The sequence below is a fragment of the Exiguobacterium sp. s34 genome (genome assembly GCF_018617435.1).
In the GTDB taxonomy this organism is placed as follows: domain Bacteria; phylum Bacillota; class Bacilli; order Exiguobacteriales; family Exiguobacteriaceae; genus Exiguobacterium; species Exiguobacterium aestuarii.
This window is the reverse complement of sequence record NZ_JACSKE010000005.1, coordinates 146,004-171,133: the sequence shown is the minus strand read 5'-3', so window position 1 is coordinate 171,133 and position 25,130 is coordinate 146,004. Positions and strand designations below refer to the sequence as shown.

The window sequence follows — 25,130 nt, the reverse complement described above, 5'->3', positions numbered from 1 at the left end:
GACCGATTTTTTTGTTTGAAACTAGGTGAAGACAAGGTAAAGTGAGAGTAGACATGGGAAAGAAAGGGATGGACTATGAAGACATTCAAGGACTACTATCATAATCAAGTCGAGTTAAGCTTCACCCATTATCCGTTCTCAGACACACCGCTCCACGTCTGGGTCGTCGCCCGCTTTGAAGACAAATGGGTATTGACGAAGCATAAACAACGGGGGCTCGAGTTTCCAGGTGGGAAAGTCGAACCTGGAGAACACGAGGACGATGCCGCCATTCGGGAAGTCTATGAAGAGACTGGTGGAATCGTCAAAACGTTACGGTATCTAGGACAGTATCGTGTGCTAGGTCGTGGCGATACGGTCATCAAAAACATTTACTATGCGGAGATTGAGCGATTCGAGGATCATCCTGCCATTGATGAGACAGATGGGGCTGTCTTAATCGATGCCTTGCCGGACAATTTATTGCGCAATCCACGCTACAGCTTCATGATGAAAGATCGTGTCCTACCAGAAACGATAAGGGTTCTATATGATCAGAAATTGGTTTGATCGAATCGATGTCCTCCCACCATATGCGGGTTATCGCGTGACACGGGGATGGTACACGACGACAGATGGGGAAGAGGTCGTGGCGTATTCGATTGAACCGAAACGTTCAAACGGCCAAGTATTGATGTACTTACGAGGCGGGACGGCACGGATCGGGGATGTTCGTTTGCCACGTCTCATGCAGTTTGCTTCGCGCGGCTTTCATGTCGTGGCACCGGTCTATCGTGGCAACCATGGTGGGACTGGAAAAGAAGATTTCGGTGGAGAAGACTTAGAGGACGTGCTTTCGCTATTCGACCGTGTCCACATGAGCGGACGACCGATCCATGTGCTCGGCTTTTCGAGAGGGGGTATGATGGCCCTCTCGCTCGCTTCCGAACGACCGGTCACAACGGTTACTTCCTGGGCTGGCGTGACAAATCTCGAATGGACATATGAGGAGCAACGCTCGATGCGGAAGATGTTACGGCGCATGACGGGTGGTGACCCGGAATCGGCAGAATCTGCGTATGTCGACCGTTCTCCACTCTATAAGGAGTGGGTGGCCCCGACGCTTCTCATCCACGGTACGGACGATGAACAAGTTCGCTTGCGTCATGCGACAGCCGTCGCCGAAAAATTAGGAGAGCAAGCGGAGTTTTGGGTGCTTCCGTTCGGTCACCAGCTTCCGTTTTGGGATAAATGGGAGACGACTGAACAGGCGATGGATTGGATGTTGCGACAAGAAAAAGCACTGACTCGTTAAAAATCGAGTCAGTGCTTTTTGTGTCAGATGACGAGTGGTCCGGCTGCGATGATCGACTCACTCGCTTTCGTGAATCGATTGAAGTTCTCTTTAAATTTCATGGCGAGTGCTTTTGCCTCTACGTCGTAACGGGCTGGGTCGCTCCACGTATCTCGTGGGTTGAGTACGTCACTCGGTACGCCATCGATGGCTACAGGAATCTCGACATTGAAAATGTCATGCTTCATCGTCTTGACGTCGCGGAGTTGACCATTGACCGCGGCATTGACCATTGCACGTGTATAGGCGAGTTTCATACGCGAACCTTCGCCGTATGCCCCACCTGTCCAACCTGTGTTGACAAGGTAGACATCCACATCGTGTTCTTCAATTAACTGACCGAGCATATCCGCATAACGCTCAGGAGCGAGCGGGAGGAACGGTGAACCGAAGCAAGTCGAGAACGTCGCTTGTGGTTCTGTGACCCCACGCTCCGTACCAGCAAGTTTAGACGTATAACCAGACAAGAAATGATACATCGCCTGTTCTTTCGTTAGTTTGCTGATTGGAGGTAAGACACCGTACGCATCTGCCGTCAAGAAGACGATTGTATTCGGATGACCGGCACGTGATGGAAGTAAGGCGTTGTCGATGAACTCGATCGGATACGCCGCACGTGTATTTTCCGTCAAGGAAATGTTCTTATAGTCAGGCGTACGATCTTCGTTTAATACGACGTTTTCGATCAATGAACCGAATCGGATCGCATCATAGATTTGTGGTTCGTTCTCACGTGACAGGTTGATCGTCTTCGCGTAGCAACCACCCTCGATGTTGAAGACCCCATCCGGTGACCATCCGTGCTCGTCGTCTCCAATCAAATGGCGCTCCGGATCTGCCGAGAGTGTCGTCTTTCCAGTTCCCGACAATCCAAAGAAGAGGGCCGTTTCGTTTGCATCATTGACGTTTGCCGAGCAGTGCATCGATAATACGTTTTGCTCAGGCAACAAGAAGTTCATGACGGAGAAAATTGACTTTTTAATTTCGCCACCGTATTCTGTTCCCCCGATCAGAATCGTGCGCTTGGCGAATGAAACGAGAATGAACGTCTCTGAATTCGTACCATCGACTACAGGGTCTGCTTTATAACTCGGTGCATAGATGACCGTGAACGGATCGAACGCACCTTTCGTCGGCCATTCACGTAAGAATAATTGCTTCGCGAACAGGCTGTGCCATGCATATTCTGTGATCGCACGAACCGGTAGCGTATAGTGCTCATCGGCACCTGCAGACGCTTCGAGGTAATAAAGCTTATCTTTCTTTTCTAAATGGTCGAGTACTTTGTCAAGAAGTGCTGAAAACTTCTCTTCTGCGATTGGTTGGTTCACTTTTCCCCAATCAACAAGGTTGTTGCTGACTTCATCTTGTACGACGAATTTGTCTTTCGGTGACCGTCCGGTAAAAGCACCGGTGCTGACAGATAAAGCCCCGTCTTTTGTCAGTACACCTTCACCGTTTTGAATGGCTTCTTCCACCAGTTCTGGAACTGTCAAGTTCCGTTTCATGTCGGCACCATTAATTAATTCTTCGATTTTCAGGAGCGTTGTCGCCATCCTGAATCCCACCTTTCCCCTAAATAGATGTGGATGAAATCCGCATACTTCCGCGATTACGATTAATCAGTATGACATTTTTAATTATATGTGACACACTAATTAAACACAAGCGTTTCTTCTCTCTAAGTAAGCGCTTTCTTACAAAGACAGTTTATCACATTCTCTTATCACAAGGTGTTAAAAAACAGAAACGAATTAAAAAAATGTTTGACAATTCACAAACAGAAATGTTTTGCAAGTCAGTGAAAACTTTTACGAATTCGTCTGATTCCCTTGACATAATCGAGCGTCATTTATATGATGGTTTTCGTAACGGATACTCTTATTCTGAGCGGTGGAGGGAACAAGGCCCTACGAAGCCCAGCAACCGTCCGACATGAAGTCTTGTGCGGAAAAGGTGCTATCCTGAAGCGAAGCCATTAGCTTCGAACGATAAGAGGGTAAGGAAGAACGATTCAACCTTTCCCCATGTATGTCATCGGGGGAGGTTTTTTTCATTACCGTCCCAAAGCAACGCGTAAGGGGAACGAGTACCGTCCACATATCACCCTTATTATAGGAGGTTTTTTGAATGTCAAAATTGAACCGTCGACTTTTTACTTCAGAGTCGGTTACTGAAGGACATCCAGATAAAATTTGTGATCAGATCTCTGACTCGATTTTGGATGCCATTTTAGCGGAAGACCCGAATGCCCGTGTTGCGGCAGAAACGTCTGTCACAACAGGTCTTGTACTCGTAGCTGGTGAAATCACAACGTCAACTTACGTGGATATCCCGAAAGTTGTCCGTGAAACAATCCGTGAAATCGGATACACACGTGCGAAATATGGTTTCGACGCAGAAACATGTGCGGTCTTGACGTCGATTGACGAGCAGTCAGTAGACATCGCGCAAGGTGTTGACCAGGCTCTTGAAGCACGTGAAGGTCAGATGACTGAAGAGGAACTTGATGCAATCGGTGCAGGTGACCAAGGTCTCATGTTCGGATATGCGACAAACGAGACACCTGAGCTCATGCCGCTCCCAATCTCATTGGCGCACAAGTTGTCACGTCGTCTTGCTGAAGTTCGTAAGAACGGTACGCTTGAATACCTCCGTCCGGATGGTAAGACGCAAGTGACGGTCGAGTACGATGAGGACAACAACCCTGTTCGTATCGATACAATCGTCATCTCGACACAACACGCTGAAGAAATCACACTTGAGCAAATTCAAGAAGACTTGAAAAAACATGTCATCGAAGCAGTCATCCCGGCTGAACTCATCGATGCTGAAACGAAATACTTCATTAACCCGACTGGTCGCTTCGTAATCGGTGGACCACAAGGGGATGCGGGTCTTACAGGACGTAAAATCATCGTCGATACGTACGGTGGTTACGCTCGTCACGGCGGTGGCGCGTTCTCTGGTAAAGATCCTACAAAAGTTGACCGTTCAGCGGCGTACGCAGCTCGTTATGTAGCGAAAAACATCGTTGCAGCAGGACTTGCGGATAAAGCAGAAGTTCAACTCGCTTACGCGATTGGGGTAGCACATCCAGTATCAATCGCTGTCGATACGTTCGGCACTGGTAAATTGAGCGAAACAGAGCTCGTTGAACTCGTTCGTGAGAACTTCGACCTCCGTCCAGCAGGCATCATCAAGATGCTTGACCTTCGCCGTCCAATCTACAAGCAAACAGCAGCTTACGGTCACTTCGGTCGTACAGATATCGAACTCCCATGGGAGCAAACAGATAAAGCAGCAGTTCTTGAAGAAGGCGCGAAGCGTTTCGCGTAATCAAAAAAGCCGACCTTTCCACGGAAAGGTCGGTTTTTTTAGGTTAAGTCGTTGGTGGCGTCTGTTTATTGTCATTCGAAGTCGAATCAGTGGAAGTTGTTTCTTGTCCAAGTGCGGTATCTTTCGCATCGACGACTTTTTCACCGATGTCTTGTAAATCAGATTTTGCTTCTTGGGCCGTCTCGACGATTTTATTGACGTCTTCTTTGACCGTATCGACTTCTCCGACAACTTTTTCATATACGTTTTGAACGTCTGTAGAGACTTCCTGAATCTTGCCGGAAGCGGTCTTCACCTGTTCAATCACTTGAGATGCTTTTCCGGCTGGATCTTGTTTAACTTCATTGACGATGCCGCCGACCGAGGATTTTGCATTTGTAAGAGATTGTTTCGTCTGCTCCCGATTCGAGGAGCTAAGTAAGGCGAGGAGACCACCGACGAGCGCACCGAGTAACATTCCGGTCACAACGCTGATTTTTGGACTCCCTGCATCCATTTGGTCGAATTGACGATTTGGATTCTCTGTTTGTTCAACTTTCGGGTCATGCTCTAATTTTGGTTCCATGTTGTTCCACTCCTTCATGTGATTGGCATTGATAGTGTTATACCCTAGTCGAATCCGGACATAACGTTTTCTTATGAATCGTCATGAAAAAGAAATGAAAGAGCAGGATAAAAACGCTGTGATAGGGAATGATACAAATAGATTGGCTAAAAGGGGGAAGCTGTCATGAACATGAGGGAAGCAGTTCCAGAAGATGCAGCATTGATTCGGACAATTGCACTTGCAACGATTTCAGAGGATGATTTCAATCGGTTGAAAGCAATGGAGCGTGCCTATCGACAAGAAGAAATTGTACGAGCAATCAGTTCAAGTGAAGAAGCACGAGAACAATATTTTATCGTGGGCGAGTTCGAAGAAGATGTCATCGGATTTTGTCATGCCATCGATCGCGGTGACATGTGGGAGATGCTTCGTCTCTATCTTCACCCCGATTATCACCGAAACGGGTATGGAGCGGCTTTTTTGAACTATCTCCAATCAAAAAAACCACAACCGATGGAAGTGTACGTTGAAAATTCAAATGACCAAGCGATCGCTTTTCTCTTGCATCAATCGTTTACAGAAGTAAATCGTATCCAAGAAGAGGTGTACGACCAGCCGATGGAGCTGATTCATTTACGATACGACCCAAGCTAAGCCTCCAGACGGATTTTCTTCAAACATCAGTTGCGGCTGATGTTTTTTTGATACAATACACATAGTCTTTGAACTACCTCCACCTACGCTTTGCTTAGAGATGGAGGATTCCTGAGTTATCCGACCTAACGTTCGGAACCTGATCAGGCTAACCCCGTCGTCCCGACGGTTGAAAGTCAATCTTGTCAGTTTCTTTTCCGCGGATGCCTACTCTGCTTGGTTTTCGCTACTTCGGTCATCCGCAAGGTGAACGTTGAAGATTTTACGTGACAGACGAACTTCCTGTCACAACCCTATATCTTCAGTTTTCAAAGAACATGACATATTTTTATTCCCGATTCCGAGTATTTTCAAGCCAAGATCGTCGGGCAATTGATGTGTCTCAAGACACACCTTGCCCGAAGGCGATTCATCTCCCACTTTCACTAGGGCTTTGCCCTGAACGTTTAGAAGTGGGAGTATTCTCGATTATTTTTGATAAATGAGGTGACGGCAGCATGACATATGAAGAAGCACGAAAAGGGGTCATCGTCATCGTGTATCCGCTACAGTTCACGTCTCGGATTAGCGAAAACTTTATTCGACGTCTCCAAGAGGAATATGAAGTCCTTGTCGTTCGGGACCAGTCGGTCGGATTGACGGCAGATGACCATAAACAGCTCATCAAGCGAGCGTTGCGAGAGGCAGGGGAGTATAAACTTCCGATCCACGTGGTGGCATTTAGTCTCGGAGCACTTTTCACGAACCGGCTCTTACAGGAGTATGATGTGCCGCTAGGGAGTTTGACGTATATCTCTCCTTTATTTGATTGGCATGCCACTCGCCAAATCGGCGGGTTGAAACAAGTCGTCGCGAGTGCTGTCGACCGTTTTCGCCCAGACTTACCGCTCGGGATGATGACATTCACCGGTGGCGGCGAGGAATCGTCCCGCTTCGGTGAAATCACGTATGCGCAATATCGCGAGATTGAAGAAGAGATTGTAGAACATCAAGAGGAGAAGAAGCACCTACCACGACTTCCGCTCGCTTGTTTCTACGCTCCGGACGATCAATTCGCGGACGTGAAGTTGACGTTGAACGTCTGTCGGAAGATTGGTGGGGACCAAGTGTATATCCGTCGATTGGAAGGTTTCCCGCATTTTGGATATGAACGCTTAAACACTAAATTTGCGGAAACGTTGATGACGTTTTATGAATTGATTCAGGAGTGACAAAAAGGCGACTCTTAAAAGAGCCGCCTTTTGCTTATGCCCGTTTCTCGATCGCCACGATGAATGGGGGATGGTTGATTTGGTTGATAAAACCGTAACGGAGGACGCCTGCCTGTTTTTGATCAAGCGACTCCACATAATGGAGCACCTCATCTCGTTCGACTTTTCCGCTCTCATGTCCGTGATAGATGACAATGACGATGACGCCACCGATGGTCATGACCTCTAACAATTGAGACAATGCGGCAATCGTTGTATTGCCATGCGTCGTGATGGATTTGTTGCTCCCCGGTAAATAACCTAAATTGAAGACGGCAGCGGTGATAGGGCGTGTCTCGTTTGCGACGACCGCTTGCACCGTATCGTGACTATCATGAATGACGGTCACCCGTTCAACGACACCGGCTTCTTCGATGCGTGCGCGGGTCGATGCGACCGCTTCTGATTGGATATCGAAAGCGTACACGTGACCTGTCTCTCCAACTGCATTCGCTAAGAATAGCGTATCATGACCGTTCCCGGCGGTCATGTCGATGGCGACATGCCCTTCCTCGAGGTGGTCATGTAGTAATTGTTTTGCAAACGGTAGAACTCTCATTAATCCCATATATCTCATCCTTCTTTTTTCCTTGGAAAGAATCCCGTCGTTCCAATTCTGCACGGATCTTGTTTAACACCTGCATCTTGTGACGACTCCATAACGGGCCGATCAATAAGTCGGGTGGACCGTCTCCTGTCAAGCGATGGACGATAACGTCGGGAGGAATACTTTCGAGTTGATCGCAGACGAGAGAGACATAGGCGTCTTCCTCCATCAACTCGAGTAACCCTTTCTCATATTGACGGGCGAGAGGTGTGTGTTTCAAGACGTGGAGTAAGTGAATCTTGATTCCTTGTATGTCCATTTTAGCAACTTCACGGGCTGTGTCGAGCATCATCTCACATGTCTCCCCTGGCAAGCCGTTGATAATATGGACACAGACGCGGATGTTATGGCGTCTGAGTTTCGCAAGTCCGGTCAAAAACGTCTCGTAATCATGCCCTCGATTGATCTTTTTCGCCGTCATGTCGTGAATGGTCTGAAGGCCAAGTTCGACCCAGAGTGAAGTCCGTTCATTTAACTCCGCCAAATAGGCGACGACGTCATCTGGCAAACAGTCCGGTCGTGTCGCAATCGAGAGACCGACGACACCATCTTCTTGAAGTGCCGGTTCATACAACTCACGTAACCGTTCGACCGGGGCGTACGTATTACTGAATGCTTGAAAATACGCGATGTAGTTCGCATTCTTCCATTTTCGGTGAAGACGTGCCTTCACTTCGGCAAACTGGACGGGAATCGGATCACAAGCATTTCCCGCAAAATCACCACTCCCATCGTCTGAACAGAACGTACATCCTCCTTTTGAAACACGGCCGTCACGATTCGGACAGGTGAAGCCGCCATCAAGTGGGACCTTGAAAACTTTTCCTCCATATTCTCGGCGATACGCTTCATTCAACGTATGATATCGGTTTTGACCAAATGGATTCATTCAGCATCTCTCCTTCCTTGCTCATGCTATCACAAATGAAAAATGTCAAAACTTCATAATAAGTAATTTTTCTTGACACTTCTTTGGCATTCGTTTAGGTTTGATAAGGAAATCTTGTCGATTCGGCCATTCGTGCCGATTTTTTTTGATGTGAAAGAGGAATGAAAGGAGGACTTGGTGTGAACAATAAAATGCCAATCTCGGTATGGATTCTAGTCATTGCGATGGCGCTCAATACAACGGCGGCGTCTTTTTTATGGCCATTTAACACACTGTATATTCATGATTTTTTAGGTGAGTCGATGACACTTGCTGGGGTGGCACTACTTGTGAACTCTGCACTCGCGATTGTCGGAAACTACATCGGAGGGACATTATTCGACCGAATCGGTGGAAAGATGACACTCATGATTTCTGTCGGGTTGTTGCTTGCGAGCTCACTCGGTTTTTTACTGTTCCACGCCACGTTCTTCGGTTATTTGGTGTGGCTTGGTCTAATCGGATTCTCAGGTGGACTCGTCTTTCCGACCGTCTATGCATTTGCGGGACTGATTTGGCCAGAAGGGGGACGTCGTTCGTTCAATGCGATTTACGTTGCACAAAACGTCGGTGTCGCACTCGGGACGGCCATGAGTGGTCAAATCGCGCGGTTGAACATCGAGTGGATCTTTTATGCGAACTTCTTCTTGTCGGTCTTATTTGTCGTGGTCCTATTGTTTGGACTTCGTTATTTGAAAAATCCGGCACGTCCGGTCGTTCAGTCGCAACTAGAGGCAGCAGCCACGACGCTCTCGAGCGCGACGATGAAGTCGATGTGGTATGTCGCAGTCGGTTATGCCGTGCTTTGGTTCGTCTATGTTCAGTGGCAAGGGACGATTGCGGTCCATTCAAAAGACCTCGGTGTCACAATCAGTCAATATTCACTACTATGGACGGTGAACGGGGCGATGATCGTATTTGCACAACCACTCCTCAACCGCGTCTTGCGACAGTTTGAGGACGATTTAAAACGTCAATTGATTATCGGCGCGTCGATTTTCCTCGGTGCCTTCTTGATTGTGCCGTTCGCTGGCGGATTCGGCATGTTCATGGTTGCCATGGTCGTCATGACAATCGGGGAAATGTTCGTCTGGCCAGCAGTCCCAACAATTGCAGCGAAACTTGCCCCTCCTGGTAAGGCGGGACAATATCAGGGGCTTGTCAATATCGCAGCATCTGTCGGTCGAATGATTGGACCGACATTGTCTGGATTTGTCTATGACATGTTTGGTATTACAGCGGTATTCGGCATGCTTCTTCTACTCGCTACGTTTGCCCTTACTCTATTTGTCATCATGAAAGACATTCGCGTCGCTGAAAAATCAAGTTGACGTTGAATTTCAGAATGGGCTAAAATAGACTACGATGAATAGCAAGCGATGAAGAGGATTAGTAGCGAACGTTCCGTTTCAAAGAGAGTCGATGGTTGGTGTGAATCGATAAATGGAGGTCGTGAACTCGCCTTGGAGCTGTTTTCCTGAATCGAGTAGGGAAAACCGGGGTTACGCCTCGTTATCGGCGTCTCAAGTGGCAGTAATGCAACATGGGTGGTACCGCGGAGAGCTTTCAAGCCTTTCGTCCCATTTTCGGGGACGGAAGGCTTTTTATTATGCAGAGGAGGAAGAATGTTGAGCTATTTTAAACATCAAGAAATCGAGCCGAAATGGCAAAAGCGTTGGGAAGAGAAAGACGCATTCAAAACGACAGAAGACCCGGAGAAGGATTGTTTCTACGTCCTTGATATGTTCCCGTACCCATCAGGTGCAGGCCTTCACGTCGGTCACCCGGAAGGATATACGGCGACGGACATCATCGCCCGTATGAAACGGATGCAAGGATATAACGTGCTTCACCCAATCGGTTGGGATGCGTTCGGTCTTCCTGCCGAGCAGTACGCACTCGATACGGGAAATGACCCGCGCGAATTCACAGCACGTAACATCGAGACGTTCCGCCGTCAGTTGAAGGAACTTGGTTTCTCGTATGACTGGGCTCGTGAAATCAGCACGACAGACCCGAAATATTATAAATGGACACAATGGATCTTCACGCAACTCTTCGAGCGTGGACTCGCTTACGTCGATGAAGTTGCCGTCAACTGGTGCCCGGCACTCGGTACGGTTCTTGCGAACGAAGAAGTAATCGACGGCTTGTCAGAGCGTGGGAACCACCCGGTATACCGTGTACCGATGAAACAGTGGGTGCTCCGCATCACAGAATACGCAGAGCGTTTGCTTGAAGACTTGGAAGGTCTTGACTGGCCGGAGAGCGTCAAAGAGATGCAACGAAACTGGATTGGTAAATCGGTCGGTGCCGAGGTCGATTTCAAAGTCGACGGTCACGATAAGATCGTCACGGTCTTTACGACACGTCCGGACACGCTTCACGGAGCGACATATGTGACACTTGCACCGGAGCATCCGTTCACAAAAGTGATCACAACACCTGAGCAATCGACAGCGGTCGAAGCCTACATCGAGGAAGTGTCGAAGAAGACGGACCTTGAGCGTACGGACCTCGCGAAAGAGAAGACGGGTGTCTTCACAGGCGCTTATGCGATCAACCCGGTAAACGGCGAGAAGCTTCCGATTTGGACAGCAGACTATGTCCTCTCGACATACGGTACAGGTGCGGTCATGGCTGTTCCTGGACACGATGAGCGCGATTACGAGTTTGCGAAGACGTTCGATCTTCCGATTCGTGAAGTCGTCAAAGGTGGAAACGTGGAAGAAGCGGCTTACATCGAAGACGGGGAACACGTCAACTCAGGTAGCTTGAACGGACTCAATAAGGCAGATGCGATCAAGACGATCATTGAAGAGCTTGAAGCTGCTGGCACAGGTCGTGCGAAGACGACATACCGTCTTCGTGACTGGTTGTTCAGTCGTCAACGTTACTGGGGAGAGCCGATTCCGGTCGTCCATATGGAAGACGGAACGATGAAGACAGTACCGGTCGAAGAGCTTCCGCTCGAACTTCCGATCATCGATGAAATCAAACCATCTGGTACGGGTGAGTCGCCGCTCGCGAACGCAGAAGAATGGCTGACGTACACGGACCCTGTCACTGGTGAAAAAGGTCGTCGCGAGACGAACACGATGCCACAATGGGCAGGTAGCTGCTGGTATTACATCCGTTACATCGATCCGGATAACGAAGAAATGATTGCGGACCCTGAAAAACTTAAGCGTTGGCTTCCAGTCGACTTATATATCGGTGGAACAGAGCATGCCGTTCTTCACTTGCTCTATGCACGTTTCTGGCATAAAGTCCTCTTCGATATCGGCGTTGTCCCAACGAACGAGCCGTTCCAAAAACTCTACAACCAAGGGATGATCCTCGGCGAGAACAATGAGAAGATGTCGAAATCTCGTGGAAACGTCGTCAACCCAGATGATATCGTGAAGTCGCACGGGGCAGATACACTTCGCCTCTACGAAATGTTCATGGGACCGCTTGATGCTGCAATCGCGTGGTCAACAAACGGACTTGACGGGGCTCGTCGTTTCCTCGACCGCGTATGGCGCTTGTTCGACCAAACGAACTTCGCGGACGTGGCGCCGACTGCTGACTTTGAACGCACGTATCATCAGACGGTGAAAAAGGTCACGGAAGACTATGAAGCACTTCGCTTCAACACGGCGATTTCGCAATTGATGGTCTTCGTCAATGAAGCGAACAAACAAGAGACATTGCCGAAATCGCAAATGGTCGACTTCATCAAGATGCTCTCACCAGTCGCTCCACACTTGTCTGAAGAGTTGTGGGAGAAGATGGGTATGACAGAAGAGTTGACGTATGCCGCTTGGCCAACTTACGATGAGTCAAAACTTGTGAGTGACACGATTGAAGTCGTCATCCAGGTGAACGGGAAACTCCGTGCGAAAATGCACGTTTCGCGTGACGCATCAAAAGAAGCACTTGAAGCGGAAGCACTCGGCAATGAGCGCGTACAAGAGTTCACAGAAGGCAAGACGGTTCGTAAAGTCATTGTCGTTCCTGGAAAACTCGTCAATATTGTAGTTGGATAATCGAAAGAATGTGTGACATTGTCGCACATTCTTTTCTTTTTGGTGAGGTCATTTTCTTTTACGGTCGGTTTTGATACACTAAAGGGCGATACTGAAGTAGAAGGGGACGACATGTCCATGAAACGTTCTTATGTGCTATACACGACACTATGTGCTGTCGTGGTCGGCGTGATCCTTTGCTATGTCTTTGTCTTCTCTGATGAAGAGATTCAGCGACAGGTCGCCTCGACATTTGAAAAAATCGACATTCAAACGAGTCATCAAACGGCATCCCTCCCACCTGTGGAGGCAGCACAAGATGACGAAGATATTGATACGACCGATGCGCTCGAGCAAATCAACCAGATCGATGAAGTGTACTACAGCGATACGATTGGGGCTTATCTCGTACTTACCGAGCAGGCTGAGTTTTTCGAAGTGAGTGGGAACGGTACACGCGTCAACTCAGTGCTTCAACTCGAAAATACGGGTCAGGCGCGCCTCGATGACTTTATCGGGATGCGGATGGTCGAAGAGAACCTAGTATATGCGGTGACAGCTAACGGGACCCTCATCACGATTGAGCGAGAAGAAGGACGCTGGGTCGAACGGCCGCGTAAACAAATCAAAGGTCTCGTATCGGAAGACCGAATCTTTGGTCTCGGCTATGACCGAGAATCGAATCGTCTCTTCATGATGAACCGATTGGCAGACACACCGGACCTTGAGCTCCTCTATATTGAAGAGCGTGAAATCGAGCCGGAAGTGCCTGCGGAAAACGGGTCAGAAGAATCGACAGAATCTGATGATAATGTTGAAGGCACTGAAGAATCAACAGAAGAAACGACAACAGAAAACGTTTCGACGAGTGACGGTGTCTCTAGTGAGACGGCCGTTGCGGAAGAAGAGGCACCTGAGAATGAGCAGGATGCGCCAGATGAGGCAGTCGAGGAAAAAGAACCGGAAACGGAGTGGATGCTCGATTCGCGTCAAGCGTTATCGGCTGACGGGATGAGCGCCTCAATCCAGCAAAAGTTTGAGCGATTCGAAGGCGTCGGGCTTGTCGAACGACAAGGCCGGATTTACGTTCTCGACTCGGAAGAACTCGTCCTCTACACAGTGAACCCGGAAGAAAGTACCATCAACGGTCAGATGGTGACACCTCGCGTGTATGACTCAACCGGCATGTTTTTACAAGACAATGAAATCTTTGCAATCGTCCACCCGGAAGTATTCGATTTGGATGCGTTCGTTTCTGTGGACTGACAATGGGGGAAAGACAGATGAGTAAACGTTACTTTTTTGAAGAAGTGAAACAGTTTCATGAAACATTTGGACATCCGGGAGCGGCAACGCCGCAACCGTTAACGCTTGATCGCGCGACGAAGCGGTCGGTTTGGACGGCGGAAGAAGCGGTCGTCGAATTTTTACACCAATCGTCTCAATCAGAAGACGAGTTTTTACAGGCAATCGAGCAATTCCAACAGGGATTCCAGAAAGCCGTTCAAAAATCGTTACAAGACGCACCACCTACAAATGAAGTAGAGCGACTCGTCGGACAAGGGGATGCGTTGACGGATGCTTTATACTTCGTGATGGGTAGTTTCGTTGAACTTGGACTCGATCCGGTCCCATTGTTTGAAATCGTTCAACGCGCCAATATGGCGAAACTCGGACCAGACGGGAAGCCAATCTTACGCGAGTCGGACAATAAAGTCATGAAGCCTGAGGGTTGGATGCCACCCGAACCGGAGCTCGAAAAAGAAGTGCGTCGTCAAATTGCAGGGAAATAAAATGAAGCATGGTCGCCGTTGCGACCATGCTTTTTTAACGTTCTGTAGCCAGTTCGGCTGCGTGTGAACCGGCACAATGTCCTGTTGTGAAGGCGGCCGTGATGTTGTAGCCACCCGTATATCCATGGATGTCGAGCACTTCACCTGCGAAGAAGAGACCGGGTGCTTTCTTTGACATCATTGTCTGTGGCGCGACTTCTTTCACGGAAACGCCGCCTCCCGTGACGAACGCCTTGTCAAAGTCGAGTGTCCCGACGGCGTGCATCTCGAACATTTTCAAACGGCTTGCGAAATCGATGACGGATTGTCTTTTCAATTGACTCGCGTCTTCCTCGCCAAATGCGAGTTCTTCGAGCAACAAGTCAAGAAGTCGCTCTGGGATATAGCCTTTCCATACGTTTTTGACGGCACGCTTCGGTTGGCTCTGAACTTGGTTCCACAGTTCTTGGACGAGTTCGTCACGTGACGTGTCCGGGAAGAAGTCGAGTGACAGGAGGACGACTTGTTCTTTGCTGCGCTTCCGCTCTTTGATCGTGTACTGACTGCAACGGAGTGCGATCGGACCCGAGATCCCGAAATGGGTAAAGATCATGTCCCCTTGGTGCGTCTTGATTGCCTTCCCTTTTTTACCGTGTACCGTCAATGCGACATCACGTAACGATAGTCCTTGAAGTTGTTTCGTTCCGATGAATCCATCATTCAACTTGATCGGTACCTCTGTCGGGAATAGTTCCGTGATCGTGTGTCCCGCTTTTTGTGCCCATGGATAGCCGTCACCTGTCGAACCGGTATGAGGAACAGATTGTCCACCGACCGCGACGACACAAGCTTTGGCTTCAATCATTTCACCGTCCATCAACTCGACCGCGTGAAACTCGTTTTCTTCATTAAAATGTAGCGTTTTGACTTCTGCCTTTTTTCGAATCTCGACACCGAGGTCTTCGATTGCACGAAGCAACGTGTTGACCACGTCCTGTGCCTTATCCGTCACTGGGAACATGCGCCCGTTGTCCTCTTCTTTTAGCGGGATGCCGAATCCTGTAAAGAGGTCGATGATGGATTGGTTGTCGAACTGGGCGAGGGCGCTATATAAAAAGCGACCGTTCCCCGGGATGAACTGAATCAATTCATCGATTGGTTTTCGGTTCGTGACGTTACACCGTCCACCACCTGAAATCGCTAATTTCCGACCGAGTTTGGATCCTTTATCGATCAACAAGGTCGATGCGCCACTCTTTGCAGCTGCATACGTTGCCATAAGTCCGCTTGGACCTCCGCCGATGACGATGACATCTTTCATGTAAAATCTCCTCATTTCTTCATCTATATGATTAGTAAAATTATCGTAACTTTATTATCCGTAACAGTAAGAGTATAATGAGAAGCGGTTGTTTTGTAAAACCGAATTCATTTGAATAGTTGATTTATAGATGGAGGTGCCTCATGTCATCAAGCGCCAAACAAGATTCTGGAAGAGCCTCCTTCGTCAAAGGAACGCTTCTTTTATCGGCGGGAAACTTGATTTCTCGAATGTTAGGGCTATTGTACACATTCCCGTTCCAAGCGATGGTCGGGATTGCCGGAGTGACGTTGTATCAAGCCGCATATACGTATTACGCAATCATGATCTCCATATCGACGGCAGGGATTCCTGTTGCCGTCTCGAAATTTATCGCCAAATATAATGCGCTAGGGGAGTATGGAACGAGTCAACGATTGTTCCGACAAGGAATGAAGCTGATGCTTGCGACCGGTGTCGTCGCTTTTTTATTACTCTTTTTTGCGGCACCATGGTTATCCGAGCTGATGGTTCGAAACTCGGAGAACAATCAGCAATACATTGACTCGCTCACACTCGTGACGAGAAGTGTCAGTTTTGCGTTACTGCTCATCCCTGCGATGAGTATGGTTCGTGGTTATTTCCAAGGACATCAAGACATGGCTCCGACGGCAATCTCACAAGTCGTCGAACAAATCGTACGTATTCTATTCCTCCTCAGCGGGACAATGCTCGTCTTGTTCGTCTTTGCGGACTCTGACTTCATTCGACCAATCGCAAACGCTCTCGGAGGGACACAATCTGTCGAGACGACTGAATTGAATGGATTGAAAGTCATCGCCGTCACGATTGCGACGTTCAGTGCATTCGTCGGGGCAATCGGTAGTTTCGTGGTTCTTATGATGTACTGGAAACGTCGAAAAGACATTCATCGTCAGACCGATAATCCGGCGGGCACACCTGTCCGTTCGATGAAATCGCTGTTACTTGAGTTGCTCAGTTACTCGATCCCAATCGTGATGGTCGGGGTATCGACCCCTCTCTATCAGTTGATTGATCAGTTGACGATGGTCAACACGTTACTCAGCTCTGGTGCGACCGTGTCCGAAGCGACTTCAGCTTATGGATTCTTGACCGGAAACGCCCATAAAATTGTATTGATCCCGGTTTCGATTGCAGCGAGTGTCTCGATGGCGACCATCCCACTCGTGACCCGTTCATTTACGACGGGAGATATGCAGAAGGTACGGAATCAAGTCAATCATATTTTCCAAGTCTCGTTCTTCGTGACGATTCCTGCCGTCATAGGACTCGTCGCTCTCGCGGAGCCGCTATTTGGGACGTTGTTCCCGGGCGATCGTGAAGGATGGGTGTATTTACTACACTATGCACCGAGTGCTTTCTTCTTGGCGTATTACTCGGTCGCGGCTGCCATTCTCCAAGGGATTAACCGTCAGTACTTCACCATCTTTGCCACATCGATGGGGCTCTTGGCGAAACTTGCCTTGAACGTGCCGTTCGTGTATTGGCTCGGTGGCATTGGAGCAGGTTATGCGACGATTGCTGGATATATCGTGGCTATTGTTCTCATGGTATGGATGATTCAGCGGTCTCTTCATTTCCCATACAAGCAATTGCTTCGTCGGACCATCTTGATGTTCTTGATGGGGGCGGCGATGTTTGCGGCTGTTTACCTTTCTCTTCTCGTTACGTTACAAGAAGAAGCGAGTTGGGGAAATGACATCTTCGCGACGATCGTTGGTGTCATTGTCGGGATGCTCGTTTACGGATATCTAGGCTGGCGGAGTCATCTCGCAGGAAAATTATTAGGGAAACGCTTTGAATATCGGAGGAACGTGTAATGCGAATTGATAAATTGTTATCGAACATGGGCTATGGTTCACGAAAAGATGTGAAAATCCTATTAAAACAAGGTGCGGTACGAGTCGATGATGCACCTGTAAAAGATGCGAAACGTCACGTCAATCCAGAATCCGAGCGGGTGACCGTGTTCGGGGAAGTCGTTGAATATCGTCCATACATCTATTTCATGATGAACAAGCCGGAAGGGGTCGTCAGTGCGACGGAAGACCAAGTCGAGACGACAGTCATCGAATTGATTGATCCGGAGTACGCCCATTATGACCTCTTTCCGGTCGGACGTCTCGACAAAGATACGACGGGACTTCTCCTCATCACGAACGACGGCGCGTTCAATCATGCGCTCATGTCACCTCGTAAACATGTCGACAAGGTGTATATCGCCGAAGTCGATGGAGAGATGACGGCTGAGGACATCAAAACGTTCGCGAACGGAGTCGAATTAGAGGATGGATATAGGACGAAGCCGGCCCGACTCGAGATTTTGAGCCGGAGCGGGCGTCGGTCTGTCATCCGGCTGACGTTGTCTGAAGGAAAATATCACCAAGTGAAGCGAATGGTCGCGGCGGTAGGCAAACACGTCGAGCGATTAGAGCGTGTGCAAATCGGGGAACTTGAACTCGATGAGACGCTTGAACTCGGTGCATATCGTGAATTGACCGAGGAAGAAGTTCAACTGTTTGTTCAATCATGAGTAAGATGAGAGAATCTGTCCGATAGGGCTGATTCTTTTTTGTTTAGTAAGAAAAAAGAGACCTGAACGCCAGGTCTCTTGGATATACATATACGTTTCAATTTGCCGTCTTGAGTGAACGTTTTGATGAAGTCCACGTGCCACGGCTAGGGCTCTCCACAAGGTTATTGTACTCAAGTACGTTCAAATCACGTTGCACGGTACGCGACGTGATGCCGAACTCTTCTACTAGTTCTGAAGTGGTAACTGTCTCCCTTTCATTGATGAACAAATAAATGGACTTGATGCGCGTTAACATCCGATCTGTTGAGCCTTTCATTGGATAACCTCCCAATGCGTAGAATAATGACAAACCATACCTACAGACGACAAAATGAAATATAAAATTGTTATTTTCTAAAATTACACCTTTAGTATACCGCTCCTGAACAAAAATGCAAGTGAAAAGCACGAACAATATGTTTGTAAAGATTTGATTATGAACGTAAATATCGAATGAAGTTTGTTTTTTTGTATTTAAAACGAGGTCAAACACGAACGAAAAAAACTTTTCTAAATGAATGTTCGTCTTTCATTCATTTGGATATACTAGTAAGGGAGAGAACATTCGCAAAAGGGGAGATGAACATGAATTGGAGACAAGAAGTCGACAATCGTAAAGATGCATTTTTAGAGGATTTAAAAGGATTATTACAAATCCCTAGCGTGCTCGATGAATCAAATGCCGCACCGAACATGCCGTTCGGGCCAGAGGTCCGAAAAGCGCTCGACTACATGTTTGAACTTGGTGAGCGAGATGGCTTTAAAACGAAAGACGTCGGTGGATATGCCGGACACTTGGAATATGGGGATGGTGAGGAAATCGTCGGGATCTTATGTCACCTGGACGTCGTTCCTGCAGGCGAAGGGTGGACGTATGGTGCGTTCAATCCGACGATTACGACAGACGGAAAAATCGTCGCTCGCGGAAGCAATGATGATAAAGGACCATCGATGGCTGCTTACTATGGTTTACGCATCGTCAAAGAACTCGGGTTACCGCTCTCGAAACGTGTCCGCCTGATTGCGGGTTGCGACGAGGAGAGCGAATGGCGCTGTGTCCGCGAATACTTTAAACAAGAACAGATGCCGACATATGGCTTCGCACCTGACGCTGACTTCCCAATCATTAACGCGGAGAAAGGGCTATATGACGGCGTGTTGACGCAACTACCGATTCAACGCGCGCCAGAGTCTGCATACCATCTCCTTTCGTTCACGAGTGGGGAGCGTCCGAATATGGTGCCGGACTTCGCGAAAGCTGAACTGAAGACAGATGAAGTGCTTGAAGAGAAGTTTGAGGCATATCTAGCAAAGTATGAAGCGGACGGGACGTGTGTATATGACCGCGGAACGTATACGTTTACCATGAAAGGGAAAGCGGCGCACGCGATGGAACCGGACAACGGGATCAATGCGGCCTATGTCCTCGCTGGATTCTTGTTGCACCTTCCTCTTGATATTCAAGGGGAGCGCTATATTGAATTCGTTCGTCACGTATTTGCCGATTCTCGTGGGATTTCGCTCGGGATTGAGGCGAGTGACGAGACGGGTGATTTGACGATCAATGGTGGTGTGTTCCGTTACAATGACGACGAGCGCACGGCTACGGTTAACATTCGCTATCCTTATACGGCGAAGTTCGAAGAACGGTTGCAAAACTTACGTGAAATCGCATTGTCGTTCGGATTTGAATTGAAGACGCGTCAACATATGCCACCACATCACGTGGCTGAAGATCATCCGCTCGTGAAGACGCTTGCTAGTGTGTATGAACGTCAAACGGGGGAACATGCGAACTTGATGGCAATCGGTGGGGGGACATATGCTCGTTCGCTCGAAGCTGGTGTCGCGTTTGGTGCATTGTTCCCAGGCGCTAAAGATGTGGCGCATCAGGTCGATGAATATATGGAGATAGAAGATTTATTACGCGCGGCAGCCATTTATGCTGAAGCGATTTACGAGCTCGCTAAATAAGAAATGAGGAGAGCTGACTGATGTAGTCGGCTCTCTGTCCTTTAGGAAGGAAGTTATCATTGGATTCGCAAAAAAGATTGTTTCAATCTGTGTACGTCGCCATTTTCTTCGCACAAGGGGCATTGATCCCTTATATGACTTTATATTTTTCGCAAGATCAATTTGGACTCACTCCGAGTCAGGTGGGGGTTATTGTAGCCATCCTTCCGATTCTATCGATTGGGGTGCAACCGCTTTGGGGAATGTTGACTGATCGGACCGGGCGGGTTCGGGCATGGCTCATTTTAGCGATGTTAAGCGCCGCTCTCATTTCGTTTACTTTTTTAGTGGCAACCTCATATATTTGGATTGTGGTGCTCATGGTGATTTGGTCTGTGTTCCAATGCGCACACATTCCTCTCGTCGATATGATGACGCTTGACTTTACGGCACGTTCGAAAGTTGATTACGGTGCGATTCGTCTATACGGATCGGCAGGTTTCGCCATTGCGGTATTCGCGATGGGACGGATTTCCGACACGACGTGGGGATTAGCCAGTACGTTCGTGTTGAGTGCGGTTTTTCTGATCATCGGAAGTGTGTTCGTTCGAATGATTCCGGAAAAGAGCTCGATTCGTGACGTCACGTTAGCCCCACTCTCATGGACGGCTGTGTGGAACAGGTCGTTCTTATTCTTCCTGCTCGGGGGCATGCTCGTCTTCGGACCAATTTATGCGAACAATTATTATTTTGGGCTGTACGTGACAAATAGTGGGGGCTCGACTACATTGGTCGGAACATTATTTCTTGTCGCGGTATTGTTTGAAATCCCATTTATGAAAGTAGCGTCACAACTTGTAGAGCGCTTCGGTAGTGTTCCTGTACTCGTCGGGGCGGCAGTCATCTCAGCCGTGCGAAATGGGATCTTAGCTTTAGAACCACCGATTTGGGTCGTTTGGCTTCTCGCCATCGCACAAGGACTTGTCGTCGGACTCTTAATCCCGGTCGCGCTTCAATTCGTCCGGACACTCGTCGATCGCCAAGTTTCTTCAACGGCAATCGGTGTTTATATGGCATTGACTTCAGGACTTGCGACAGCAGGATTCAACATGTTGAGTGGTAAAATCATCGAGCTTGATGACATCTTAGGTGTATTTTGGATGTATACGGTCGTCACCGCAATCGGGGCGTTTATTTGGGTTAGTATGTCACGTCGCGCTATGAAAGGATGAATGAGATGAGCACGCATTATTTTATTGCGATTCCGATCGAGGCGACCGAACTCGTCGCTGTACAACAAGCCATCTTACCGTATTACTCGTATCGGCGGATTTATCGACCCGACGAGTTCCATTTAACGCTTCAATTTTTAGGAGATATCGATGGAGAAGAACTCGATGAAGTGAAAGAAATTACACGAAGAATCTGTCAGGACATCCCGCCGTTCACCTTGACCTTTCGCACAATCGATCATTTCGGAAGAGCGGACCGTCCACGTGTCTTGACGATTGTACCTGATGCGTCAGATTCTCTTCAACGATTGGCGGTGGCGCTCCGTCAAGAGCTCGTCGAATTGATTCCAAGGCTGGACCGAAAAGCGTTTGTTCCTCATGTGACACTCGCTAAAAAGTGGGACACAGGGGAACCAATCGATTACGTTCCACCTGAGTTCAACATAACCGAATCGGTAGAAGAGGTCGTTCTGTATGAAGTGCAGCCGAATCATACACCGTCCTATCGGGCGGTTGAAGTATTTCCGTTAAGACGGCCAGAGGAGGACATATGGCAATCCCGGTTAAAATTTTTGACGTAATTTCAAAATATGAACGTGATGTATTAGACCAATATAATCGTTATTTAGAATATGTAGAATCCGATACGGCTCGTCTGCAGCGTCTTCATGAAAACAATCGACTGAGCCCGGTCGAAGTGCTTGAGATCGACCGCCCGTGGTGGAAATTTTGGGCGAAGTCGGAACGGATTGAACTAGAACCGAAACCGCTCGCCGAATCACAATATCAAAAGCTACTTCGAGAGCGCCGACACATTCAAAAGCTTCAGTTTGCTTGCGAAGGGGTGCTTGAGGCAGATTTACCGCATTTGGCGTTCACTCGCGATTTTGCATATCGCGTGATGCGTTCCGAATGGAATGAACGACACTTCTTCTTTTATCGTCCTGTCATCGAGTGGAACGGTGCGACCGTTGAATTAAGTCATGTCCTCGTCGGTCCGACGCATCTCTATATCGTGGAGTGGCTTGAGGGGGATCGAAGCATCTATCACATATCGAAAGAGAAGACGTGGGTTCATCAACCGCTGAAAGGGGAAAATACTCGTGTAGTGAACCCGCTCATCGCGTTGACACGAACCGAAGAACTCGTTCGTCAAATTGTACCGAACTATGCGGGTGTACTCCAAAAGGTCGTCATTGCAGCAGATGGTTACTTTGATAACGTCCCGAGCGTTCGAACGACGCATTATGTGGGACGAAATGAGTATAAAGAATGGATGAAACAAGTGAATGGACGTGCGCCGATTGTTAAAGCGCAGCAAATCCGCGATGTCGCTACATTATTAGAAGTGACTGCCAAGATGCCGTTTCGTCAATTTATGGACCAATGATTGAGAGGAAGGGACGCATATGCATCACACACCAGATCAAAAGACCGCCTCGCATATAACCATTGAGAGCGCGTCTTTCGTATCATTTGAGACTATACAACTTGAGATTGTGCGCGAATATGAATCCGTTCCAGTACAAATCGAACAGAATGGACGCCCGATCGATTACATGGTCGAACAACAACATGTGACTGAATCAGGGATGATCGAACAAATTCTACGATTATATGAACCAATATCTCTAGAGACGATGTATACGGTGTTCCACCCAGGACAAAAGACGACGGTGATCGTTCCACGAGAGATTGTGCGCTCCGAAGAGTTCGAGCGTCGGTTCTCTTATGACGGACCACTCGGTGTATCTTTTACGCCACACGGGATGGAAGTGACGGTCTGGTCACCAGTCGCACTCTCGATGTGGATTACCGTCCATGACGACACGAACCATCGTGAACTTGAACGATTCCATATGCATCGAGGTTCTCGCGGGGAGTGGAATGGGGATGTACCAAAAGCGTTCGAAGGAATGCTTTATCGTTTGGAAGTCAAGACGCCCGTCGATACGAGACAAGTCGTTGATCCTTATGCAAGAGCGGTTAGCTTGAACGGAGAGTACGGGGTGTTGATGGACGTGGAACGATTTGTGAATGAACAAGTCGAACAGGCTCCGCGTCCCGCTCTCTGGAAAGCGACCGATGCCGTCATCTATGAACTGCACATTCGGGACTTTACGAGCCATCCTTCGTCGAAGAGTAGACTGAAAGGTCTGTACGGAGGGGTGACGGAAAAAGGCGTTCAGACGAAGGAAGGTCATAGTGCCGGACTTGATTATTTGAAAGAACTCGGTGTGACGCATGTCCAGTTATTGCCGGTCCATGATTTTGGAAGTGTCGATGAAGCGACACGAATGCCATATAACTGGGGGTACGATCCCATTCATTGGTTCAGTCTTGAAGGCAGTTACGCCTCGAGTCCAGATGTGCCGATGAGTCGAGTGTTCGAATACGCGTCACTTGTCGCAGATCTTCATCAGGCAGGTCTTCGCGTCGTAACAGACGTCGTGATGAATCACATCTATATCCGCGAACATTCACCGCTCGAGGCGCTCGTCCCTTATTATTATTTTCGTTATGAGCATGACGGGACGGTCGCGAACGGGACAGGTGTCGGGAACGATACCGCTTCGGAACGTTATATGATGCGACGGATGATTGTTGACTTCGTTTCGTATTTTGCGACGACTTACCGAGTGGACGGGTTCCGTTTCGACTTGATGGGCATCCATGACGTCGAGACGATGAATCAAGTACGAGCCGCTCTCGATAAAGTTGACCCTTCTATCCTTGTTTACGGAGAAGGGTGGGACTTGGCGACACCGCTCGGTCAGTCGTTAAAGGCGACTTCACAAAATGCTGCCCGAATGCCTCGAATCGGGCACTTTAACGATATGATTCGAGATGCCCTGAAAGGCTCGACCTTTAATGACCGGGAACGCGGATTCATATCAGGAAATGAGTGGCGAGAATGGGAACTACGTGAGTGCCTCACCGGAGCCGTCCATATCCCGAACGTGACGGTCGGACGGTTCCCGAGCCCGACCTATTCCATCAACTATGCCGAAGCCCACGACAATTACACGATTTATGATAAATTACAGTTGTCTTGCGAAGGAATCGATGAAGAAACGCGCCTCGCGATGCAGCGACTAGCCAATGCGGTCGTCATCACGTCCCAAGGAATCCCGTTTATCCATGCGGGTCAAGAGTTCGGTCGAACAAAGCATGGTGTTGAGAATAGCTATAACTCACCAGACCATATCAATCACTTTGATTGGGATTTACGCGATGCGCGAATGAATGAGATCGAGTATGTGAAGACGCTTTTGAAACTGCGACGACTGCATACATGTTTCCGCTACGATTCTCGTCAAGAGGTCATCGACCATTTCACATTCCTACCGTCGCCGCCTGGCGTCATTATTTACGAACTGACGGCAAGTCACTCGTATGATGCATGGCAGCGAGTACGTGTATATGTGAATGGAACGTTTGAAAATCTATCCTTTGAGAGCGATGCGAAATGGAACGTCTACGTGCAAGGCAAAACGGCCAGCCTCGTTCCGCTCGAAAGAAACCCGTCACACATTCAAGTCGAGTCGTTGTCAATGACGATTCTCGCGTGTTAAGATGTTGATTGTA

At 48.5% G+C, this 25,130-nt stretch carries 22 protein-coding genes, 1 riboswitch and 1 other annotated feature; of the genes, 16 read left to right on the top strand and 6 right to left on the bottom strand.

The window, feature by feature from the left end:
- Positions 1 to 75 precede the first annotated feature (75 nt).
- Positions 76 to 549 (top strand): RNA deprotection pyrophosphohydrolase, encoded by a 474-nt coding sequence (gene ytkD / locus KNO87_RS11965; RefSeq protein WP_214795578.1) that lies wholly within the window; start codon positions 76 to 78, stop codon positions 547 to 549.
- Positions 530 to 1,294: an alpha/beta hydrolase family protein gene (locus tag KNO87_RS11960; RefSeq protein ID WP_214787201.1), complete on the top strand. Its 765-nt coding sequence runs from the start codon at positions 530 to 532 to the stop codon at positions 1,292 to 1,294. Before ytkD ends, KNO87_RS11960 begins: the two co-directional genes overlap by 20 nt.
- A gap of 23 nt (positions 1,295 to 1,317) precedes the next feature.
- Here the strand turns inward: KNO87_RS11960 and pckA are convergent, their stop codons facing one another.
- On the bottom strand, positions 1,318 to 2,889 hold the full coding sequence (gene pckA / locus KNO87_RS11955) for a phosphoenolpyruvate carboxykinase (ATP) (RefSeq protein ID WP_214795580.1): 1,572 nt from the start codon (positions 2,887 to 2,889) through the stop codon (positions 1,318 to 1,320).
- Positions 2,890 to 3,211: 322 nt separating this feature from the next.
- Positions 3,212 to 3,331: riboswitch (SAM riboswitch) on the top strand.
- A gap of 132 nt (positions 3,332 to 3,463) precedes the next feature.
- Here pckA and metK point away from each other — a divergent pair.
- Positions 3,464 to 4,672, top strand: coding sequence for a methionine adenosyltransferase (gene metK, locus KNO87_RS11950; protein WP_214787204.1), 1,209 nt, complete (start codon positions 3,464 to 3,466; stop codon positions 4,670 to 4,672).
- A 43-nt stretch (positions 4,673 to 4,715) separates the two neighbouring features.
- Here the strand turns inward: metK and KNO87_RS11945 are convergent, their stop codons facing one another.
- A complete protein-coding gene (locus KNO87_RS11945; protein WP_214795582.1) occupies positions 4,716 to 5,237 on the bottom strand; it encodes a hypothetical protein in 522 nt (173 codons plus the stop codon).
- 165 nt (positions 5,238 to 5,402) lie between these two features.
- On the opposite strand from KNO87_RS11945, the gene KNO87_RS11940 reads away from it, so the two are divergent.
- The gene (locus KNO87_RS11940; protein ID WP_214795584.1) at positions 5,403 to 5,873 is read left to right on the top strand and encodes a GNAT family N-acetyltransferase; all 471 of its coding nucleotides are present in this window, start codon (positions 5,403 to 5,405) and stop codon (positions 5,871 to 5,873) included.
- Between the two features lie 497 nt (positions 5,874 to 6,370).
- A complete protein-coding gene (locus KNO87_RS11935) occupies positions 6,371 to 7,084 on the top strand; it encodes an alpha/beta fold hydrolase (RefSeq protein WP_214787207.1) in 714 nt (237 codons plus the stop codon).
- A 34-nt stretch (positions 7,085 to 7,118) separates the two neighbouring features.
- Here the strand turns inward: KNO87_RS11935 and mnmM are convergent, their stop codons facing one another.
- Positions 7,119 to 7,691: a tRNA 5-(aminomethyl)-2-thiouridylate-methyltransferase MnmM gene (mnmM, locus tag KNO87_RS11930; protein WP_214795586.1), complete on the bottom strand. Its 573-nt coding sequence runs from the start codon at positions 7,689 to 7,691 to the stop codon at positions 7,119 to 7,121.
- Positions 7,645 to 8,619, bottom strand: coding sequence for a tRNA modification radical SAM protein MnmL/YtqA (gene mnmL / locus KNO87_RS11925; RefSeq protein ID WP_214795588.1), 975 nt, complete (start codon positions 8,617 to 8,619; stop codon positions 7,645 to 7,647). The genes mnmM and mnmL overlap by 47 nt, the downstream gene beginning before the upstream one ends.
- A gap of 179 nt (positions 8,620 to 8,798) precedes the next feature.
- Between mnmL and KNO87_RS11920 the strand changes: the two genes are divergently transcribed.
- From KNO87_RS11920 to KNO87_RS11905, 4 genes are all read left to right on the top strand, one after another.
- Entirely contained in the window at positions 8,799 to 9,989 is a 1,191-nt protein-coding gene (locus tag KNO87_RS11920; protein ID WP_260569828.1) for an MDR family MFS transporter, read from the top strand.
- Positions 9,990 to 10,028: 39 nt separating this feature from the next.
- Positions 10,029 to 10,244 (top strand) — a binding site (T-box leader).
- A gap of 39 nt (positions 10,245 to 10,283) precedes the next feature.
- Positions 10,284 to 12,689: a leucine--tRNA ligase gene (leuS, locus tag KNO87_RS11915; RefSeq protein WP_214795590.1), complete on the top strand. Its 2,406-nt coding sequence runs from the start codon at positions 10,284 to 10,286 to the stop codon at positions 12,687 to 12,689.
- Positions 12,690 to 12,806: 117 nt separating this feature from the next.
- Complete coding sequence (locus KNO87_RS11910) at positions 12,807 to 13,934, top strand: hypothetical protein (protein ID WP_251126815.1); 1,128 nt, start codon at positions 12,807 to 12,809, stop codon at positions 13,932 to 13,934.
- Positions 13,935 to 13,951: 17 nt separating this feature from the next.
- The gene (locus KNO87_RS11905; RefSeq protein WP_214787218.1) at positions 13,952 to 14,461 is read left to right on the top strand and encodes a pyrophosphohydrolase domain-containing protein; all 510 of its coding nucleotides are present in this window, start codon (positions 13,952 to 13,954) and stop codon (positions 14,459 to 14,461) included.
- Positions 14,462 to 14,495: 34 nt separating this feature from the next.
- On the opposite strand, the gene KNO87_RS11900 is transcribed toward KNO87_RS11905, so the two are convergent.
- Positions 14,496 to 15,761 (bottom strand): BaiN/RdsA family NAD(P)/FAD-dependent oxidoreductase, encoded by a 1,266-nt coding sequence (locus tag KNO87_RS11900; RefSeq protein WP_214795594.1) that lies wholly within the window; start codon positions 15,759 to 15,761, stop codon positions 14,496 to 14,498.
- A 143-nt stretch (positions 15,762 to 15,904) separates the two neighbouring features.
- Between KNO87_RS11900 and KNO87_RS11895 the strand changes: the two genes are divergently transcribed.
- Together KNO87_RS11895 and KNO87_RS11890 are read left to right on the top strand one after the other, a co-directional pair.
- The gene (locus KNO87_RS11895; RefSeq protein WP_214787222.1) at positions 15,905 to 17,602 is read left to right on the top strand and encodes a putative polysaccharide biosynthesis protein; all 1,698 of its coding nucleotides are present in this window, start codon (positions 15,905 to 15,907) and stop codon (positions 17,600 to 17,602) included.
- Positions 17,602 to 18,315 (top strand): pseudouridine synthase, encoded by a 714-nt coding sequence (locus KNO87_RS11890; protein ID WP_214795596.1) that lies wholly within the window; start codon positions 17,602 to 17,604, stop codon positions 18,313 to 18,315. The genes KNO87_RS11895 and KNO87_RS11890 overlap by 1 nt, the downstream gene beginning before the upstream one ends.
- 97 nt (positions 18,316 to 18,412) lie before the next feature.
- On the opposite strand, the gene KNO87_RS11885 is transcribed toward KNO87_RS11890, so the two are convergent.
- The gene (locus KNO87_RS11885; RefSeq protein WP_074033475.1) at positions 18,413 to 18,634 is read right to left on the bottom strand and encodes a DeoR family transcriptional regulator; all 222 of its coding nucleotides are present in this window, start codon (positions 18,632 to 18,634) and stop codon (positions 18,413 to 18,415) included.
- Between the two features lie 308 nt (positions 18,635 to 18,942).
- Between KNO87_RS11885 and pepV the strand changes: the two genes are divergently transcribed.
- From pepV to pulA, 5 genes are read left to right on the top strand one after another with little or no spacing between them, the layout of a single operon-like run.
- Positions 18,943 to 20,331 carry a dipeptidase PepV gene (gene pepV / locus KNO87_RS11880; RefSeq protein ID WP_371816646.1) on the top strand — a complete coding sequence of 463 codons (1,389 nt, stop codon included), beginning with the start codon at positions 18,943 to 18,945 and terminating at the stop codon, positions 20,329 to 20,331.
- 59 nt (positions 20,332 to 20,390) lie between these two features.
- Positions 20,391 to 21,542, top strand: coding sequence for an MFS transporter (locus KNO87_RS11875; protein WP_214795598.1), 1,152 nt, complete (start codon positions 20,391 to 20,393; stop codon positions 21,540 to 21,542).
- 5 nt (positions 21,543 to 21,547) lie between these two features.
- Positions 21,548 to 22,123 (top strand): RNA 2',3'-cyclic phosphodiesterase, encoded by a 576-nt coding sequence (gene thpR, locus KNO87_RS11870; RefSeq protein WP_214795600.1) that lies wholly within the window; start codon positions 21,548 to 21,550, stop codon positions 22,121 to 22,123.
- Entirely contained in the window at positions 22,093 to 22,932 is an 840-nt protein-coding gene (locus KNO87_RS11865; RefSeq protein ID WP_214795602.1) for an NERD domain-containing protein, read from the top strand. Before thpR ends, KNO87_RS11865 begins: the two co-directional genes overlap by 31 nt.
- Positions 22,933 to 22,951: 19 nt before the next feature.
- Positions 22,952 to 25,117, top strand: a complete 2,166-nt coding sequence (pulA, locus tag KNO87_RS11860; RefSeq protein WP_214795604.1) for a type I pullulanase — start codon at positions 22,952 to 22,954, stop codon at positions 25,115 to 25,117.
- Positions 25,118 to 25,130: the final 13 nt, after the last annotated feature.

Bases quoted from the DNA above. Each gene is read 5' to 3' on its own strand.
- ytkD (WP_214795578.1), top strand. From the start codon at position 76: ATGAAGACATTCAAGGACTACTATCATAATCAAGTCGAGTTAAGCTTC.
- KNO87_RS11960 (WP_214787201.1), top strand. From the start codon at position 530: ATGATCAGAAATTGGTTTGATCGAATCGATGTCCTCCCACCATATGCG.
- pckA (WP_214795580.1), bottom strand. From the start codon at position 2,889: ATGGCGACAACGCTCCTGAAAATCGAAGAATTAATTAATGGTGCCGAC.
- metK (WP_214787204.1), top strand. From the start codon at position 3,464: ATGTCAAAATTGAACCGTCGACTTTTTACTTCAGAGTCGGTTACTGAA.
- KNO87_RS11945 (WP_214795582.1), bottom strand. From the start codon at position 5,237: ATGGAACCAAAATTAGAGCATGACCCGAAAGTTGAACAAACAGAGAAT.
- KNO87_RS11940 (WP_214795584.1), top strand. From the start codon at position 5,403: ATGAACATGAGGGAAGCAGTTCCAGAAGATGCAGCATTGATTCGGACA.
- KNO87_RS11935 (WP_214787207.1), top strand. From the start codon at position 6,371: ATGACATATGAAGAAGCACGAAAAGGGGTCATCGTCATCGTGTATCCG.
- mnmM (WP_214795586.1), bottom strand. From the start codon at position 7,691: ATGGGATTAATGAGAGTTCTACCGTTTGCAAAACAATTACTACATGAC.
- mnmL (WP_214795588.1), bottom strand. From the start codon at position 8,619: ATGAATCCATTTGGTCAAAACCGATATCATACGTTGAATGAAGCGTAT.
- leuS (WP_214795590.1), top strand. From the start codon at position 10,284: ATGTTGAGCTATTTTAAACATCAAGAAATCGAGCCGAAATGGCAAAAG.
- KNO87_RS11910 (WP_251126815.1), top strand. From the start codon at position 12,807: ATGAAACGTTCTTATGTGCTATACACGACACTATGTGCTGTCGTGGTC.
- KNO87_RS11905 (WP_214787218.1), top strand. From the start codon at position 13,952: ATGAGTAAACGTTACTTTTTTGAAGAAGTGAAACAGTTTCATGAAACA.
- KNO87_RS11900 (WP_214795594.1), bottom strand. From the start codon at position 15,761: ATGAAAGATGTCATCGTCATCGGCGGAGGTCCAAGCGGACTTATGGCA.
- KNO87_RS11895 (WP_214787222.1), top strand. From the start codon at position 15,905: ATGTCATCAAGCGCCAAACAAGATTCTGGAAGAGCCTCCTTCGTCAAA.
- KNO87_RS11890 (WP_214795596.1), top strand. From the start codon at position 17,602: ATGCGAATTGATAAATTGTTATCGAACATGGGCTATGGTTCACGAAAA.
- KNO87_RS11885 (WP_074033475.1), bottom strand. From the start codon at position 18,634: ATGAAAGGCTCAACAGATCGGATGTTAACGCGCATCAAGTCCATTTAT.
- pepV (WP_371816646.1), top strand. From the start codon at position 18,943: ATGAATTGGAGACAAGAAGTCGACAATCGTAAAGATGCATTTTTAGAG.
- thpR (WP_214795600.1), top strand. From the start codon at position 21,548: ATGAGCACGCATTATTTTATTGCGATTCCGATCGAGGCGACCGAACTC.
- KNO87_RS11865 (WP_214795602.1), top strand. From the start codon at position 22,093: ATGGCAATCCCGGTTAAAATTTTTGACGTAATTTCAAAATATGAACGT.
- pulA (WP_214795604.1), top strand. From the start codon at position 22,952: ATGCATCACACACCAGATCAAAAGACCGCCTCGCATATAACCATTGAG.